This window comes from Longimicrobiaceae bacterium (assembly GCA_035696245.1).
Lineage (GTDB): Bacteria > Gemmatimonadota > Gemmatimonadetes > Longimicrobiales > Longimicrobiaceae > DASRQW01.
In genome coordinates this window covers 33,626-51,827 of record DASRQW010000273.1, presented here as the reverse complement: position 1 = coordinate 51,827, position 18,202 = coordinate 33,626, and the positions used below count along the sequence as shown (strand labels likewise).

Here is an 18,202-nt window from a genome sequence, read left to right as displayed (position 1 = left end):
AGCGCCGCCTCGATCTCGCCCAACTCGATGCGGAAGCCGCGAATCTTCACCTGCTCGTCCAGACGGCCGACGAACTCGATGGTTCCGGAGGCGTTCCACCGCACCGCATCTCCCGTCCGGTACAGGCGCTGACCGTCGATGAACGGATTCGGGACGAACCTCTCCGCCGTCAGCCCCGCGCGGCCGAGATAGCCGCGCGCCAAGCCGTCGCCGCCGATGTACAGCTCGCCGTTGACGCCCATGGCAACCGGCTGCATCTCGCGGTCGAGCACGTACGTCGTCGTGTTCGACAGCGGCGCGCCGATGGGAACCGTCGCCGCGTTCTCATCTACCGCATCGACCAGGTGCCACGTTGCGAACGTCGTGCTCTCCGTCGGACCGTAGACGTGGAGAAGGCGCGTCGGCCCGCCCGCGTCGATAACTGCACGCACCGCAGACGGGTCGACTGCCTCGCCGCCGAACAGCACGTTGTCGAGCGATGAGAAGCCGTCCGGAATCTCGCGCGCGACCTGATTGAACAGCGCGGTCGTGAGGAACATTGTGTTGATGTCCATCTCCCGAAGCGCGGTTACGAACCGCTCGGGCGACAGCGTCACGTCGCGGTCGATGCCGATGAGCGAGGCGCCGTTCAGCAGCGCACCCCAGATCTCGAACGTCGCCGCGTCGAACGAGGCGTTGGAGACCTGCGCAACCCGCTCATCCGCGCCGAGCTGTACGTAGTTGCTGTTCCGGACGAGGCGCACGACAGCCGAGTGCGGGATGCCGATTCCCTTCGGCTTACCGGTCGATCCCGACGTGTAGACGACGTACGCCAGCGATTCGGGGAAGACGGAGATTTCGGGAGATGCGGGGCTCTGCGCTGCGATCCGCTCGGCGTCTCCAGACAGCGAGACAACGGTGCCGGTGAAGGATGCGAGGGCTTCCGGCAGCGCATCTGCCACGAGGAGCACGCCGATCTCCGAATCGTCCAGCATGAAGGCGAGACGATCGGCCGGGTAGCTGGGGTCGAGCGGAACGTATGCGGCGCCAGCTTTGAGTATGGCGAGCAAAGCGACGACCAGGTCGGCCGAGCGCTCCATTGAAATGCCGACGCGGGTCTCCAGCCCCACGCCAGCGGCGCGGAGATGGTTCCCGAGACGGTTGGAGCGCACGTCCAGCTCGGTGTACGTCAGCTCGTTGTGGACAAAATGGACGGCGGTGGCGCTTGGCGTCTTCTGAGCCTGCGCGGCGAACAGCGCGGGGATCGAAGTGTCGCGCGGGTACTCGGTCGTTGTCGCATTCCACTCGTTGACGAGCGTACGGCGCTCGTCGGCCGACAGCATCTCCAGGGCGGAGAGGCTGGTGTCGGCGTGGTCCGGCAGCGCGCGGAGGAGCGTGGCGTAGTGCCGCAGCATCCGCGCGATCCCGTCGGCCGTGAAGCGGCCGGCGTCGTACGTGGCGCGGAGGAGCAGGCGGCCCGCGGGCGCGGCGGAGACGACGAGCGGGTAGTTGGTGCGCTCCATCGCCGCGTCGAAATCGACGGCGAGCGGGGGCGCGTCCGCATCTTCCGTATCCTCCGTCGCGGCTTCCGGAGCACCGGCGGCGGACGGGTAGTTCTCGAAGACGAAGAGGCTGTCGAAGAGCTGGCGGTCGCGGTCCACGTCGCTCCAGCGCTGGACCTGAACGAGCGGCGCGTAGTCGTGGTCGCGCGCTTCCATCTGCGCGTCCTGCAACGACATCAGCCACGGGAGCACGGCAGCACGGTCCGGCACCGCCACCCGCACGGGGATGGTGTTGATGAGCATCCCCACCATCTGCTCCACGCTCTCCATCTCCGCCGGGCGGCCGCTGACGGTGTTGCCGAACGCGACGTCGGTCTCGCCGGAGTAGCGGGCGAGGAGCAGCGCCCACGCGCCCTGGAGCAGCGTGTTGAGCGTGAGCCGGCGGTCGCGCGCCCAGGCCTGGAGGCGCTCCGTCTCCTCGGCGGTGAGGCCCGACGTCTCCTCCGCGAAGTGGACGGGGGCGGTGGTGGTGCCCGGCCGTGCATCTCCCGGCAGCGCGGTGGGCGTGGTGAAGCCTTCCAGCGTGCGGCGCCAGAACGCCTCCGCGCCGGCCATGCTGCGCTGCGCGAGCCAGGCGATGTAGTCGCGGAACGGACGCGGGCGCGGCAGGTCGAGCGTGCGGCCCGCGGCGAATGCGTCGTACAGCGCCCAGACTTCGCCCATCACCTGCGGCAGCGACCAGCCGTCCAGCAGGATGTGGTGATGGCTCCAGACGACTTCCAGCACGTCGTCCGCCGTGCGCACGAGCGTGAGGCGCATCAGCGGTGCGCGCGTGAGGTCGATGCCGCGGGCGCGGTCGGCCTCCAGCAGCGCGGCGAGGCGGCCGGACCGCTCCGCATCTCCCGCGTCGCGCCAGTCGTGGCGTTCCACGGGCAGATCGGCCGTGCGGTGGACGACCTGCACGGGCGTCTCCAACCCGTCGGCCACGAAGGCGGTGCGGAGGATGGCGTGCCGGGCGACGACCTCGCGCCAGGCGCGCACCATCGCGTCCTCGTCCGAGGCGCCGCGCAGGGTGAAGCGAAGCTGCTCGAAGTACGCGCCGCTCTCCGGCTGCAGGCGCGTGTGGAAGAGCATGCCGCCCTGGAGCGGCGACAGAGCGTACACGTCCTCGATGCCCGCGGCGCCGCCCTGCGCGGCGGCCACGCGGTCCAGCTCGGCCTGCGTGAGCGGCGCGAGCGGGAAGTCCGACGGCGTGAAGCCGCCCGCATCCGCCGTGCGGCAGTGCGCGACGATGGCGCGGAGCGCGGCTTCGTATGCGTTTGCGAGGCGTTCGATGGTGGCGCGGTCGTGGCGCGCGGGGCTGTAGCCCCAGCTCACCACCAGGCGTCCGCCCGCGACCATCGCGGTCACGTCCAGCAGGTGCGTGCGCCGGCCGCGCGGGCTGACGGTCGCGCCGTACGACTCGGCGGAGGGGGCGAGGAGGCCGTCCTCGGACGCGCCGGCGCCCATCTGGCCGAAGTAGTTGAAGCCCACCTCCGGCCGGGGCAGCGCCGCCAGAGCGTCGCGGACGGCGCTTTCGGGTGACAGGTGCCGCAGGATGCCGAAGCCGATGCCGCGGTTGGGGATGGCGCGCACCTGCTCCTTCACGGCCTTGAGCGCCGCGCCCTCGCCGCCCGTGCGCGGAAGCTCCACGAGCACGGGGAAGACCGACGTGAACCAGCCGGCGGTGCGCGACAGGTCCACGCCGTCGAACAGGTCCTCGCGGCCGTGGCCCTCCATCTCCACGGCGAGCGCGGCGCTGCCCGTCCAGCCCTGGAACGCCCGGGCGAGCGCCGCCAGCAGCACCTCGTTGGCCTGCGTGCGGTAGATGGACGGCACCTCGTGCAGCAGCGCGCGCGTCGTCTCCTCGTCCAGCGCCAGGTCCACGGTGGATGCGGTGTCCTGCGTGTCCTCGCCGTCCGCGTGGTCCACCGGCAGCGGCGTCGCGAGGTGCCACGGGCGGCCGAGCCACCAGTGCGCCTCCGCCTGCATTGCATCGGTAGATGCGTGCTGCGCGAGGTGCGACGCCCACTCGCGGTACGAGGTGGTCTTCGGCGGCAGGGCGACGGTTTCGCCCCGGGAAAGCTGGGTGTACGCCGTCTCCAGGTCCGCCAGCAGCACGCCCCACGACACCGCGTCGACCGCGAGGTGGTGGACGACGAGCAGCAGACGGTCGCCGCCAGCGCAGGCAAAGTGCACGGCGCGCAGCAGCGGTCCGTGGATGAAGTCCAGGCTGCGCTGCGTCCGCTCGGCGTGGGCTTCGATGGCGGCGCCAAGCTCTGCCTCCGGCACGGCGGACAGGTCGATTCGCTCGAAGCCGAACGCGCCGTCCACGCCCGCGTGGGCCTGCGTCCACTCGCCCGACACGTCGTTCGCGAACCGCAGCCGCAGCGCGTCGTGATGTGCGGCGACGTGCTCCAGCGCGCGCTCCAGCAGCGCGGAATCCAGCGAGCCTCCGATGCGGCGGATCGTCGCCTGGTTCCAGTGATGCGGATCGGCGACACCCAACTCGAAGAACCAGCGCTGGATGGGCGTCAGCGGCGCATCGCCCGTCACCAGCCCCTGCTCGGCCGTCGTCGCGTTGTCGGTGGATGAAACCGCGACGGCGGCGAGCGCGGCGATAGTCTGGTGCTGGAAGATCTGCTTCGGCGTGAGCTTGAGCCCCGCCTGCGTAGCCCGCGAGATCACCTGGATGCTGAGGATGGAGTCGCCGCCGACCGCGAAGAAGTTGTCGTGGATGCCCACCTTCTCCCGCCCCAGCAGCCCGCTCCAGATGCCGGCGAGGATGCGCTCCGCCTCCGTCCGCGGCTCCGCATCACCTTCCTTGGCGACGGGAGCTTCGGGCGCGGGTAGCGCCTTCCGATCCACCTTGCCGTTCGGCGTCAGCGGCAGCGCATCCAGCGTGACGATGGCGCCAGGCACCATGTACTCCGGCAGACGCGTGGCGAGGGCGATGCGCAGCGTCTCCGCATCAGCATCCCCCGTCACGTACGCCACGAGTCGCTTCGCGCCCGGCACATCCTCGCGCACGATCACGACGGCGTCGACCACGCCCGGCTCGGCCGCGAGCGCCGCTTCGATTTCGCCCAGCTCGATGCGGAAGCCGCGGATCTTCACCTGCTCGTCCAAGCGGCCGAGGTATTCCAGCTCGCCCGCGGCCGTCCATCTCACCCGGTCGCCGGTGCGATACAGCCGTGCACCTGCCTCGTCCGAAAACGCGTCGGGGACGAAGCGATCCGCCGTCAGCCCCGCGCGGCCGAGATAGCCACGCGCCACGCCAATCCCGCCCACACACAGCTCGCCGGGAACGCCCACGGGCACCGGCTGCATCGCACGGTCGAGCACGTACATGCGCGCATTCGCGATCGGCTGGCCGATGGTTGGGCGACGGTCGCCCGTCTCGCCCTCGGACATCGTGGCGCAGACGGTGGTCTCCGTCGGGCCGTACGCGTTGACGAAGTGGCGGCCAGCGCTCCACCGCGCGACCACGTCCTGCGTGCACGCCTCGCCTGCCGAGACGACCGTGCGCAGGGCGGGCAGATCGGCGTCGGGCAAGGCGGAGAGCACGGACGGCGGCAGCGTCGCGACGCTTACCTGCTCGCGCTGCATCAGCTCCAGCAGCGGCGCGCCGGGCATCAGCTCGTCCTTCGTGCCGAGAACGAGCGTGGCGCCTGCGAGCAGCGTCACGAGAACTTCCGAGACCGCGGCGTCGAAGCTGAACGAGGCGAACTGGAGGACGCGGCTGTCGCGGGAGATGCGGAACGCCTCGGCCTGCGCGGCGGCCAGGTTGCCGATGCCGGCGTGCGTGACGACGACGCCCTTCGGCGTGCCGGTGGAGCCCGACGTGTAGATGATGTACGCCGCCGTGCTCGCATCCACAGAAACCGCGGGTGCATCTACCGCCGAGTCTTCATCTCCCGGAAGCTGGTCCAGGAGGACGACGCGTGCGGAGCGCGCGGGCAGGTCCGCGGCGAGGTGCGACTGCGTGAGGATGACCGGCGCGGCGGAATCCGCGAGCATGAAGGCACGGCGCTCGGCGGGGTACGTCGGGTCGACGGGCAGATACGCGCCGCCGGCCTTGAGGACGGCGAGGAGCGCGATGACCATCTCCGGGCCCCGCTCGACCGAGATCGCGACGGGGATCTCGGGGCCGACGCCCATCTCGCGAAGCGTGTGCGCCAGTCGGTTCGCGCGCGCATCGACCTGCGCGTACGTCAGCGACTCGCCGCGGAAGGTGAGGGCGACTGCGTCCGGCGTCTCGGCGGCCTGGCGGGCGAAGAGGTCGTGGGCGGTGCCTCGCCACGCATCTCCCGAATCCGCCGTGCTCCAGTCCGACAGGAGCTGCTTCCGCTCGTCCGCCGAGAGCAGGTCGAGGGCGGAGAGGGGCGCGGCGGGGTCGGCCGTGAGCGCTTCGAGGAGCGCGGCGAAGTGCGCGACGATGCGCTCGGCGGTGGCGCGGTCGAAGAGGTCGGCGCTGTACTCCAGCATGCCGGCCAGGCCGTCCGCGTGCTCCGCGACGTTCAGCGTGAGGTCGAACTTGGCGGCGTTCAGCTCCGGGTCCATGCCCGCCACGCGCAGCCCGCCCGCGTCGCCATCGCCCGCGGCGGGGGCGTTCTGGAGCACGAACATCGCCTGGAAGAGCGGCGAGTGCGAGAGGTCGCGCTCCACGTTAAGCGCGTCGATCAGCTTCTCGAACGGCACGTCCTGGTGGGCGTACGCGCCCAGGGTCGCCTCGCGCACCTGCTTCAGCACGTCGCGGAACGCGGGGTCGCCCGCCAGGTTCGCTCGCATGGCCAGCGTGTTGACGAAGAGGCCGATCAGCCCCTCCGTCTCCGCCTGCGCGCGGCCGGCCACCGGCGTGCCGACCACCACGTCGTCCTGCCCGGAGTACCGCGCCAGCAGCACCTGCCAGGCGGCGAGCAGCGTCATGAACAGCGTCGCGTCTTCCGCGCGGGCGAGCGCCGCGACGCGGTTCGCGAGGGCGGCCGGGAGCGCGAACGAGACCTGTCTCCCGCGGAAGCCCTGCACCGGGGGGCGCGGCCGGTCCGTGGGCAGCTCCAGCACCGGCGGCGCGCCGGCCAGGTGCTCGCGCCACCAGCCGAGCTGCCGTTCCAGCTCGCCGCCGCGCAGCCAGTCGCGCTGCCACACCGCAAAGTCCGCGTACTGCACCGGAAGCTCCGGCAGCGGCGACTCGCGATCCGCCAAGAATGCGGCGTACAGCGTGAACGTCTCGCGGAAGAAGACGTCCATGCTCCACCCGTCGCTCACCGCGTGGTGCATGGCGACGAGCAGCACGTGGTCGTCGTCCGCCAGGCGCAGCAGGCTCGCGTGGAAGAGCGGGCCCGCGGCCAGGTCGAAGGGACGCCGCGCATCTTCCGCAGCCAGGCGGCGCGCCTCGGCCTCGCGCTCATCTTCCGGGAGCGCGGACAGGTCGGTCACGGCGAGGTGGACGGGAGATGCGGGGGCGACGACCTGCACCGGGCCCTCCGCGGATTCCGCGAATGACGTCCGCAGCGACTCGTGGCGGCGCACGATCTCGGTGAAGGCGCGCTCCAGCGCGCCGGTGTTCAGCGCGCCGCCCAGCCGCAGCGCGGTGGGCATGTTGTACGTGGCCGAGCCCGGATCGAGCCGGTCCAGGAACCACAGCCGCTCCTGCGCGAACGACAGCGGCGCGGGCCCGTCTCGCTCCACGCGGACCAGCGGTGGCGCGGAGATGCCGAGCCCGGCGCGGCGCTCGTCGTCCACGCGCGTGGCGAGGGCGGCCACCGTGGGCGCGTCGAACAGCGCGCGCAGCGGAAGCTCCACGCCCAGCGCGCGGATGCGGGAGATGACGCGGGTGGCGACCAGCGAGTGCCCGCCCAGCGCGAAGAAGTTGTCGTGGATGCCCACGCGCGCGGCACCCAGCACCTCGCGCCAGGCGGACGCGACCAGCTCCTCGGTGGGCGTGCGCGGCGCGACGAACGCGGAGTCCGAGAGCGCGGCGGCGTCCGGCGCGGGAAGCGCGCGACGGTCCACCTTGCCGCTGGTGGTGAGCGGCAGGGCGGGGAGCGAGACAAACGCGGCCGGCACCATGTAGTCCGGCAGCGACTCCGCCAGGAACGCGCGCAGGTCCGCGGCGGACGGCGCATCTCCCGATGCCGGAACGACGTACGCGGCCAGCGCCAGCGTGCCCGACGCGTCCGGGCGCGCAATCACGGCGGCGTCGCGGACGGCGGAGTGCGCGACGAGCGCGGCTTCGATCTCGCCCGGCTCGATGCGGAAGCCGCGGACCTTGACCTGCTCGTCCACGCGGCCAAGGAAGGCGAGGCCGCCGTCTTCCAGCCAGCGCGCGCGGTCGCCCGTGCGGTACATGCGCGCGCCCAGGACGCCGGAGAACGGGTCGGGCACGAACGCCTCCGCCGTGGTGCCGGGGCGGCCCAGGTAGCCGCGCGCCACGCCCGCGCCGCCCAGGTACAGCTCGCCGGCGACGCCCACGGGCACCGGCTCGCCCGCCGCGTCCAGCACGTACGCGGCGTCGTTGGCGATGGGGCGGCCGATGGATACCTCGCCCGGCGTCGCGGTGACGAAACCGCCCGTCGCGGCGACGCTGGCCTCGGTGGGGCCGTAGGAGTTGTAGAGCGCGACGCGGCCATCGACGGCACGGTGCCAGGCGGCCACGCGCTCCGGCATCGCCCGCTCGCCGCCGATGACGACGAGGCGCAGCGACGCGGGAAGCTCCAGCGCGTCCGCATCCATCGCCGCCGCGAGCTGGTGCCAGAACGCGGTCGGTGCGGGCGCCACGGTCACGCCCCACTCGCCGCAGCGCGCCAGGAACGTCTCGGGTGACGAGATCATCTCGTCCGTCCGCAGCACCATCGTGCCGCCGCAGGCCAAGGGCGCGAACAGCTCCTCCACGCTGGCGTCGAAGGCGACGGAGGCGAACTGGAGCATGCGGTCCGCCGCCGTCAGCCCGTACTCGTGCACGGCGTGGCGGACGTAGTTGGCGGGCCCGGCGTGCGGGACGAGCACGCCCTTCGGGCGGCCGGTGGAGCCGGACGTGTAGATGACGTACGCCAGCCCGTCGGGCGCGACCTCCACGCCCGGATTCTCCGCGTCGGCCGACGAACGCGCATCCACGAGGACGCGGCGGACATGCGGGGGGAGGCGGTCCGCCAGGGCGGCGGCGGTGACGGCGACGCGCAGCCCCGCATCATCCGCCACGTAGGCCATGCGGTCCGCGGGCCAGGCGGGGTCGAGCGGGACGTACGCCGCGCCGGACTTGAGGATGCCGAGCAGCGCCGCCACCATCTCCGGCGAGCGGTCGATGCACAGCCCGATGCGCGCCTCCGGTTCCGCGCCGAGGTCGATCAGCCGGTGCGCGATGCGGTTGGCGGCGGCGTTCAGCTCCGCGTACGTCAGCGACGCTCCGTCGTGCTCCACCGCGGTGGCGTGCGGCGTCGCCTCTGCCCAGCGCTCCACCCACCCGTGCAGCGTCTCCACGCCGTCGGACGGGAGATGCGGGCCGCGCGCGCGGTCCGCCAGCAGCTCGCGGCGCTCGGCCTCGCCCAGCATCTCCAGCGAGGCGAGCGGCGCGTCGGCCGAGGCGGGGAGGGTGCGGAGGAGCGCGCGGTAGTGCTCCGCGAGGCGCGACATGGCCGCGGCGGCGAAGCGGTCGGCGTCGTAGCTGATCTCCACGCGCACCTGCTCGCCGGGCACGACGCCGACCGTGACCGGGTAGTTGGTGCGCTCGTGGACCGGCGCGGGCGTGACCTCCAGCCCGCCGTCGTCCTCCGACTCTTCGCCCGTGCCGAACTGGGCCGGGTAGTTCTCGAAGACGAAGAGCGTGTCGAAGAGCCGGCGCTCGCGCGGCACCTCGCTCCAGCCCTGCACGTCCACCAGCGGCGTGTAGTCGAAGTGCCGCGCCTCCATCTGCAGCGCCTGCAAGTCGTGCAGCCACGAGGAGGTGCGCGCATCGCCCGGCACGCGGACGCGAACGGGGATGGTGTTGATGAGCATCCCCACCATCTGCTCCACGCCGGGCAGGTCTGCGGGACGGCCGGAGACGGTGCTGCCGAACGTCACGTCGTCGCGCCCCGTGTAGCGGGCCAGGAGCAGCGCCCACGCGCCCTGCATCACCGTGTTCAGCGTGAGCCCGGCGCCGCGCGCAAAGGCTTGCAGCGCATCGGTATCCTCGCGCGACAGGCTCATCTCGGCCTGGGCGAACGACGCCGGCGCGTCTCCGTCTCCCGCGTCTCCCCACGTGGTGGGGAGCGGCACGGGATCGCCGAAGCCGGCCATGGCCCGGCGCCAGAACCCCTCGGCGGCGGCGCGGTCCTGGCGCGCGAGCCACGCCACGTAGTCGCGGTACGGCCGCGGGTGCGGAAGGCGGGCCGTCTCGCCGCGCGCATAGGCGTCGTAGAGCGCGCTCACCTCGCCCAGCACCTGCGGCATCGACCAGCCGTCCAGCAGGATGTGGTGGCTGCTCCACACGAACTCCCACTCCGCCTCGCCCGTGCGGATCAGGGCGATGCGCGTGAGTGGCGCGCGGTCCAGCCGGAAGCCGCGCGCCAGGTCCGCCGCCAGGTATGCGGCGATGCGCGTCTCCGCGTCGCCGTCGTCCCGCCCGCGCCAGTCCTGGCGGTCCACGGGAAGCTCCGCGCGGCGGTGCACGACCTGCACGGGGGCGTCCAGCCCGTCGGCCACGAAGGCGCTGCGGAACACCGAGTGGCGGTCGGCCACGCCCTGCCAGGCGCGCGCGAACGCGCCGGGGTCGAACCGGCCGCGCATGGTCATCCGCACCTGCTCGAAGTAGGCGGCGGAGCCGGGCGACAGGCGGGCGTGGAAGAGCATGCCCTGCTGCAGCGGCGACAGCGGATACACGTCCTCGATGCCCGCCGGGCCGCCCTGGCCGGCGACGATGCGGTCCACCTGCGCCTGCGTGAGGGGCGCCAGCGGGAAGTCCGACGGCGTGAAGCCGCCCGCGTCCGCCTCGCGGCAGTGGGCGATGATGTCGCGCAGCGCGGCCAGGTATGCTTCGGCGACGCGCTGCACCGTGGCGCGGTCGTGGATGCGCGGGCCGTACGTCCAGCTCACCACCAGGCGCCCGCCACCCACGGCCGCGGCCACGTCCAGCAGGTAGTGCCGTTCGCCGTGCGGCCCCATCGCGGCGCCGGTGGGCTCCGGGGCGGTGTGGAAGAGGGCGCGCTCCGCCGCCGCCGCGTCCACCTGCCCCAGGTAGTTGAAGCCCACCTCCGGCCGGGGGATGGCCGCCAGGCGCGCGCGCAGCTCCGCATCTCCCGAGAGGTAGCGCAGGATGCCGAAGCCGACGCCCTTGTGGGGGATCGCGCGAAGCTGCTCCTTCACCGCCTTGAGCGCGGCGCCCTCGCCGCCCGCGCGCGGAAGCTCCAGCAGCACTGGGAAGGCGGAGGTGAACCAGCCCACGCTGCGCGACAGGTCCACGCCGTCGAACAGGTCCTCGCGGCCGTGGCCCTCCGGCTCCACCAGCAGCGCGCCGCCCGTCCAGCCGCGGAACGCGAGCGCCAGCGCGGCCAGCAGCACGTCGTTCACCTGCGTGCGGTAGATGGACGGCACCTCGTGCAGCACCGCCCGCGTCTCGTCCTCCGTCAGCGCCAGGCTGATCGTCTCAGCCTCGCCGACGGTGTTCGAGCCGCCCGCGTGGTCCACGGGGACGCGCGCCGCGGCGCTCCAGGGCCGGCTCAGCCAGTAGCCCGCCTCCGCCTCCATGGCCGGAAACGAGGCGTGGGCGGAGAGCCGCCGCCCCCACTCCGCGAACGAGGTGGTCTTAGGCGGGAGCGCGGCCGGGGCCCCGCGGGAGATCTGCGTGTACGCGCTCTCCAGGTCCGCCACGATCACGCCCCACGACACCACGTCCACCGCCAGGTGGTGGACCACGAGCAGCAGGCGGTCCGGACGTCCGTCTCCCGCGGCGAAGTGCAGGGCGCGGAAGATGGGACCCGCCGTGAAGTCGAGAGATGCCTGCGCCTCTTCGGCCCGCGCCGCGATCTCGGCCGAGAACGCGTCGTCGGAGAGCGCGGAGAGGTCGATGCTGCCGAAGGCGAAGGAGCCTTCGGACGCGGTGTGCGCCCCCCTCCACTCGCCCGCGGCGTCGCGGGCGAAGCGCAGGCGCAGCGCGTCGTGGTGCTCGGCCAGGCGCGCCAGGGCGGCGTGGAGCGCGTCCGCGTCTAGCGCGCCGCCCGCCTCCAGCATCACCGCCTGGTTCCAGTGGTGCGCGTCGGTCACCTCCATCCCGAAGAACCAGCGCTGGATGGGCGTCAGCGGCGCGTCGCCCGTCACCAGCCCCTGCTCGGCCGTGCTCGCGGCGCCGGCGGTCGACACGGCGACGGCGGCGAGCGCGGCGATGGTCTGGTGCTGGAAGATCTGCTTGGGCGTCAGCTTCAGCCCCGCCTGCGCAGCCCGTGAGATGACCTGGATGCTGAGGATGGAGTCGCCGCCCACGGCGAAGAAGTTGTCGTGGATGCCCACCTTCTCCAGCCCCAGCAGCCCGCTCCAGATGCCGGCGAGGATGCGCTCCGCCTCGGTCCGCGGCTCCGCGTCCCCGTCCGTCGCGACCGGCGCCTCGGGCGCGGGCAGCGCTTTTCGATCCACCTTGCCATTGGGTGACAGCGGCATCTCGCCGAGGGTGACGATGGCGGACGGCACCATGTAGTCCGGCAGGCGCGCGGCCAGCGCGGCCCTCAGCGCCGCCACGTCCGCGTCCGCCGGGGTGACGTAGCCCACCAGGCGGCGCGTGCCCGGCACGTCCTCGCGCGCCAGGACGACCGCGTCGCCCACCCCCGGCTCGGCGGCGAGGGCGGCTTCGATCTCGCCGAGCTCGATCCGGAGGCCACGGATCTTCACCTGCCCGTCCAGGCGGCCCAGGTACTCCACGTTGCCGTCCGCCCGCCACCGCGTCCGGTCGCCCGTGCGGTACAGCCGCGCGCCCGGCGTGGCCGAGAACGGGTCGGGGACGAACCTCTCCGCCGTCAGCGACGGCCGGCCCAGGTATCCCCGCGCCACCTGCACGCCGCCCAGGTACAGCTCGCCCGGCACGCCGGTGGGCAGCGGCAGCCCCGCCTCGTCCAGCACGTAGACGCGCGTGTTCGCCACCGGCGCGCCGATGGGAACCACGGCGTCACCCGCACGGCAGAGCCAGGCGGTGACGTCCACCGCGGCCTCCGTCGGCCCGTACAGGTTGTGCAGCTCGGTACGTGGAAGACGGGCGAGGAAGCGGTCCTGGAGCGGCGCGGGAAGCGCCTCGCCGCTGCAGACCACGTAGCGGAGCGACGTGCAGCCGTCCATCTCCGGCTCGTCCACGAAGAGCTGGAGCATGCTGGGGACGAAGTGCGCCACCGTCACGCCTTCGCGCCGGATCAGGTCGGCCAGATACGACGGCTCGCGATGGCCTTCCGGCCGGGCCGGGACCATCGTCGCGCCCGCCATCAGCGGCCAGAACAGCTCCCAGACGGAGACGTCGAAGCCGAACGGCGTCTTCTGCATCACGCGATCATCCGCGCCGATGCGGAAATGCTCCTGCATCCACCGCAAGCGGTTGCAGATGCCCGCGTGCGAGTTGACCACGCCTTTCGGCCGCCCGGTGGAGCCGGACGTGTAGATGACGTAGGCCGCGCTCTCCGGCACCACGCCGGCATCGAACGGCTCCGCATCTTCCGCATCCACCGAAGCGCGGTCGCGGTCCAGCAGCAGCACGGAGCCGTCGTGCACGGGAAGCTCCGCGGCCAGCGCCTCGGTGGCGACCAGGACGGAGACGCCGGCATCCGCCAGCATGTAGGCCAGGCGATCCGCGGGATAGCTCGGGTCAAGCGGCAGGTACGCGCCGCCCGCCTTCATCACGCCGAGGAAGGTGGCGACCGCGTCCGGGCCGCGGTCCAGGCAGACGCCCACGCGCGACTCCAGGCCCACGCCGCGCCGCCGAAGCGCGCGGGCGATGCGGTTCGCGCGCGCGTCCAGCTCCGCGAACGTCACGCGCTCGCCCTCGTACGCGACGGCGACCGCGTCCGGCGTGCGCGCCGCCTGCTCCGCGCAGAGCACGTGCAGCAGGTCGGTCTTGGGATACGGGCGCGCCGTGTCGTTCCACTCCTCCAGCACGCGGCGCCGTTCCTCGCCCGCGAGCAGGGAGACGGTGGAGAGCGGGGCCGCGGGATCTTCCGTCACGGAGGCGAGCAGCGCCCCGAAGTGCTCCGCCATCCGCTCGGCCGTCGCGGCGTCGAACAGGGCGGTGTTGTACTCCAGCGCCGCGTACAGCCGCCCGTCCTCCTCCACGGCAGACATCGTGAGGTCGAACTTGGCGGTGCCCAGCTCCGCATCCTGCCCGGCCACGCCCACGCCGCCCCAGTCCATGCCGCCCATCGGCTGGTTCTGGAGGATGAACATGGTCTGGAAGAGCGGCGCGTGGCTCAGGTCGCGCTCCACGCCCAGCTCGTCGATCAGCTTCTCGAACGGCACGTCCTGGTGCGCGTAGGCGCCCAGCGTGGCGTCGCGCACCTGCTTCAGCACCTCGCGGAAGCTGGGGTCGCCGTCCAGGCGCGTGCGCAGGGCCAGGGTGTTGAGGAAGAGGCCCACCAGCCCCTCCAGCTCCGACCGCGTGCGCCCCGCGATGGGCGTGCCGACGACGACGTCGTCCTGCCCGGTGTAGCGCGCCAGCAGCACCTGCCAGGCCGCGAGCAGCGTCATGAACGTGGTCGCGCCCTCCCTGCGCGAGAACGCCGTGACAGCGGCGGACACGTCCTCCGGCAGCGCGAAGATGAGGTGCGAGCCCTCGAACGCCTGCTCGGCGGGGCGGGGGCGGTCCGTCGGAAGCTCCAGCAGGGCGGGGGCGCCGGCCAGCCGCTCGCGCCAGTACGCCATCTGCCGCTCCAGCTCCGCGCCGCGCAGCCAGCCGCGCTGCCACACCGCGAAGTCCGCGTACTGGAGCTCAGGCTCCGCCAGCGGCGACGGCCTCCCGTCGGCGAACGCGCGGTACAGCGCCGCCGTCTCGCGGAAGAAGACGCCCATGCTCCAGCCGTCGCTCACCGTGTGGTGCATCGCCAGCAGCAGCACGTGCTCGTCCGCCGCGAGGCGCAGCAGCCGCGTCCGCAGCAGCGGCCCGGCGGCCAGATCGAAGGGCGTGCGCGCCTCGGCCGTGGAGATGCGCTTCGCCTCCGCTTCGCGCGCGTCCGCCGGCAGCTCGGAGAGGTCGTCCACCGGCAGCGCGAGCGGCGTCCACGCATCCACCACCTGCACGGGGTGCCCGTCCACCAGCGCGAAGCGGGCGCGCAGGACCTCGTGGCGGCGCGTCATCTCGCTCAGCGCCTGCTCCAGCGCGCGCACGTCCAGCGCGCCCGTGAGCCGCAGCGCGGTGGGCATGTTGTACGCGATGCCGCCGGGGTCCAGCTGGTCCAGGAACCACAGCCGCTCCTGCGCGAACGAGAGCGGCGCGGGTCCCTCGTCCGTCCTCGCCAGCAGCGGGGGGATGGAGATGCCCTGCCGCTCGCGCATCGTGTCGTCGACCGCGTGCGCCAGGTCGGCCAGCACGGGATGCTCGAAGATGGCGCGCAGCGGAAGCTCCACGCCCAGCGTCTGGCGCGCGCGCGAGGCGACCTGCGTGGCCAGCAGCGAGTGCCCGCCCAGGTCGAAGAAGGCGTCGCGGCGGCCCACGCGCGGCACCGCCAGCACCTCGCTCCAGATTCCCGCCAGCACCTCTTCCGTCGGCGTCATGGGCGCCGCGAAGCCCTCCGCGCCGCCCAGGTCGGGCGCCGGGAGGGCGCGGCGGTCCACCTTGCCGTTGGGCGTCAGCGGGAACGCAGGGAGGACGACGATGGCCTGCGGCACCATGTGGTCCGGCAGCCGCTCCGCCAGCGCGGAACGCAGCGCGGAGGGAGATGCGGCGCCGTCATCCTCCGCCACCACGTACGCCACGAGCCGCCGGTCGCCCGGCACGTCCTCGCGCGCGACGACGACGGCGTCGCGGACGGAAGGCTGAGCCGCGAGCGCGGCCTCGATCTCGCCCAGCTCGATGCGGAATCCGCGCACCTTCACCTGCTCGTCGGCGCGGCCCAGGTACTCGATCTCGCCCTCGTCCGTCCACCGCACGCGGTCGCCGGTTCGGTAGATGCGCGCTCCCGCATCTTCCGAGAACGGGTCCGGCGCGAAGCGGTCCGCCGTGAGCCCGGCGCGGTTCAGGTAGCCGCGTGCCACGCCCGCGCCGCCCACGCACAGCTCGCCGGCCACGCCCGCGGGCACCGGCTCCAGCCGCGCGTCCAGCACGTACGCGCGCACGTTCGCCATCGGCCGCCCGATGGTGGGGCGCCGTGAGCCGTCCTCGCCGACCGACATCGTCGCGCAGACCGTGGTTTCCGTCGGCCCGTACGCGTTCACGAACCGCCGCCCGTCTCCCCACCGCGCCGCCACCTCGGCCGAGCACGCCTCGCCCGCCGAGATGACGGTGCGCAGGTCGGGCAGCTCCGCATCCGGCAGCGCGGCGAGCACGGACGGCGGCAGCGTCGCGACGCTCACCCGCTCGCGCTCCAGCAGGCCGAGCAGCGGCGCGCCGGGCATCGTCTCGTCCTTGGTGCCGAGAACGAGCGTGGCGCCCGCGAGCAGCGTCACCAGCACTTCGGAGACGGCGGCGTCGAAGCTGAACGACGCGAACTGGAGCACGCGGCTCCCCGCGCCGATCCCGAACGCCTCGGCCTGCGCCGCCGCCAGGTTGCCGATGCCCGCATGGGAGACGACGACGCCCTTCGGCGTGCCCGTGGAGCCGGACGTGTAGATGACGTACGCAGCGTTCCGCACATCTATCGAAACGCCAAGGTTTTCGGCAGATGCGGTAGATGCGGTAGATGCGGGCGCTTCCTCATCCCCCGCGTCGTCCAGCAGCACCACGCGCGCGGACGTCTCCGGCAGGTTCTCGGCGAGATGCGACTGCGTGAGGACGACGGGCGCGCCGGAATCCGCCAGCATGAACGCCCGCCGCTCCGCCGGATACGCGGGATCGACGGGCAGGTACGCGCCGCCGGCCTTGAGCACGCCGAGCAGCGCGACCACCATTTGCGGCCCGCGATCGACCGAGATGGCGACTGGCACGTCCGGCCCCACGCCCATCTCCCGAAGCCGGTGCGCCAGTCGGTTGGCGCGCGCGTTCAGCTCGCCGTACGTGACCTCGCTGCCGCCGAACGACAGCGCGATGGCGTCCGGCGCCGCCGCGGCGCGGGCCTCGAACAGCTCGTGCGCGGGTGTCTCCGCGGGGTACGGGCGCGCGGTCGCGTTCCACTCGCGCAGCATGCGCTCGCGGGCGGGGCCGGCGACCATGGGGATGGAGCCGAGCGTGCGGTCCGGGTCCGCCGCGATCTCGTCGAGCAGCGCCTCCAGCGCCTCCATCAGCCGGTCGATGGTCTCTCGCGAGAAGCGGTGCTGGTGGTAGGTGACGCGGATGTCGAGGCCCTCGTAGTTCACGATGGCCAGGCCCAGCGGGAAGTTGCTGCGCTCCACGTTGTGGCGGGCCCCGTAGCGGAGCTGCTCGTCGTCCGCGCCGTCGTCGCCGGTGGCGAGCGGGAAGTTCTCGAACACCAGCAGCGTGTCGAACAGCGAGCGGTCGCGCGGAACCCCGCTCCAGCCCTGCACGTCCACCAGCGGCGAGTACTCGTAGTTGCGCATCTCCGCCGCGTGCGCCTGGATCTCCGCCAGCCACTCCGCCGCGCGCGCGTCCGCCGGAACACTCACGCGCACGGGCAGCGTGTTGATCAGCAGGCCCACGATGCCCTCCACGCCTGGCAGATCCGCCGGCCGGCCGCTCACCGTGGTGCCGAAGACCACGTCGTCCACCCCGGCGTACCGCGCGAGGAGGAGCGACCACGCGCCCTGGAGCAGCGTGTTCATCGTGATCTTGTGCCGCCGCGCGAACGCCCGCAGCTCCTCCGCCTTCTCCGGCGCGACGGTGCGCGTGAAGCCCGCGCACTCCGCCGCGCCGTGGTCCTCGGCCGGGGCCGTGTCCAGCGGCAGCGGCGTGGGCGCCGTGAAGTCGCCCAGGCTGCGGCGCCAGAACGCCTCGGCCTGGGCCATGTCCTGCTGCCCCAGCCAGCCGATGTAGTCCTTGAACGGCCGGTGCCGCGGAAGCTGGGGGGTCTCCCCGCGCCGCAACGCCTGGTATGCCACGTCCGCCTCGCCGAAGACCGACGAGATGGACCACCCGTCCAGGATCGCGTGGTGGAAGGTGAGCACCAGCAAGTGCTCCCGGTCCGAGAGGCGCGCGATCGCCATGCGGATGAGCGGCGGCTTCGCCATCTCGAACCCGCGGCGGCGGTCGGCCGTCACGTACCCGTCGATCCTCGCCTCGCGCTCGGCCCCGTCCAGCCCGCTCCAGTCCAGCATCTCCACGGCAACCGGCGCCTTGCGGAACACCACCTGCAGCGGCTTGGCCACGTTCTCCCACACGAACCCGCTGCGCAGCACGGGGTGGCGGTCCACCACCATCTGCCACGCGCGCACGTACGTCTCCGCGCTGAACGCGCCGCGGAGGGTCACCACCGCCTGCTCGGTGTACAGCCCCGTCTCGGGCGAGTACAGGGCGTGGAAGAGGATCCCCTGCTGAAGCGGCGAGAGGGGATAGATGTCCTCGAGGTTCTGCTTCATCGACTGGACTGGAAGATTGCAGGAGAGCGGGTTCGCGCCGCCTGCGCGGCCGGCCG

1 protein-coding gene is annotated in these 18,202 nt (G+C 72.8%); it reads right to left on the bottom strand.

The window, feature by feature from the left end; all coding sequences use genetic code 11:
- Window positions 1-18,146: non-ribosomal peptide synthase/polyketide synthase (locus VFE05_12780; GenBank protein HET6230939.1), on the bottom strand; the 18,146-nt coding region annotated here is incomplete at its 3' end.
- Window positions 18,147-18,202: the final 56 nt, after the last annotated feature.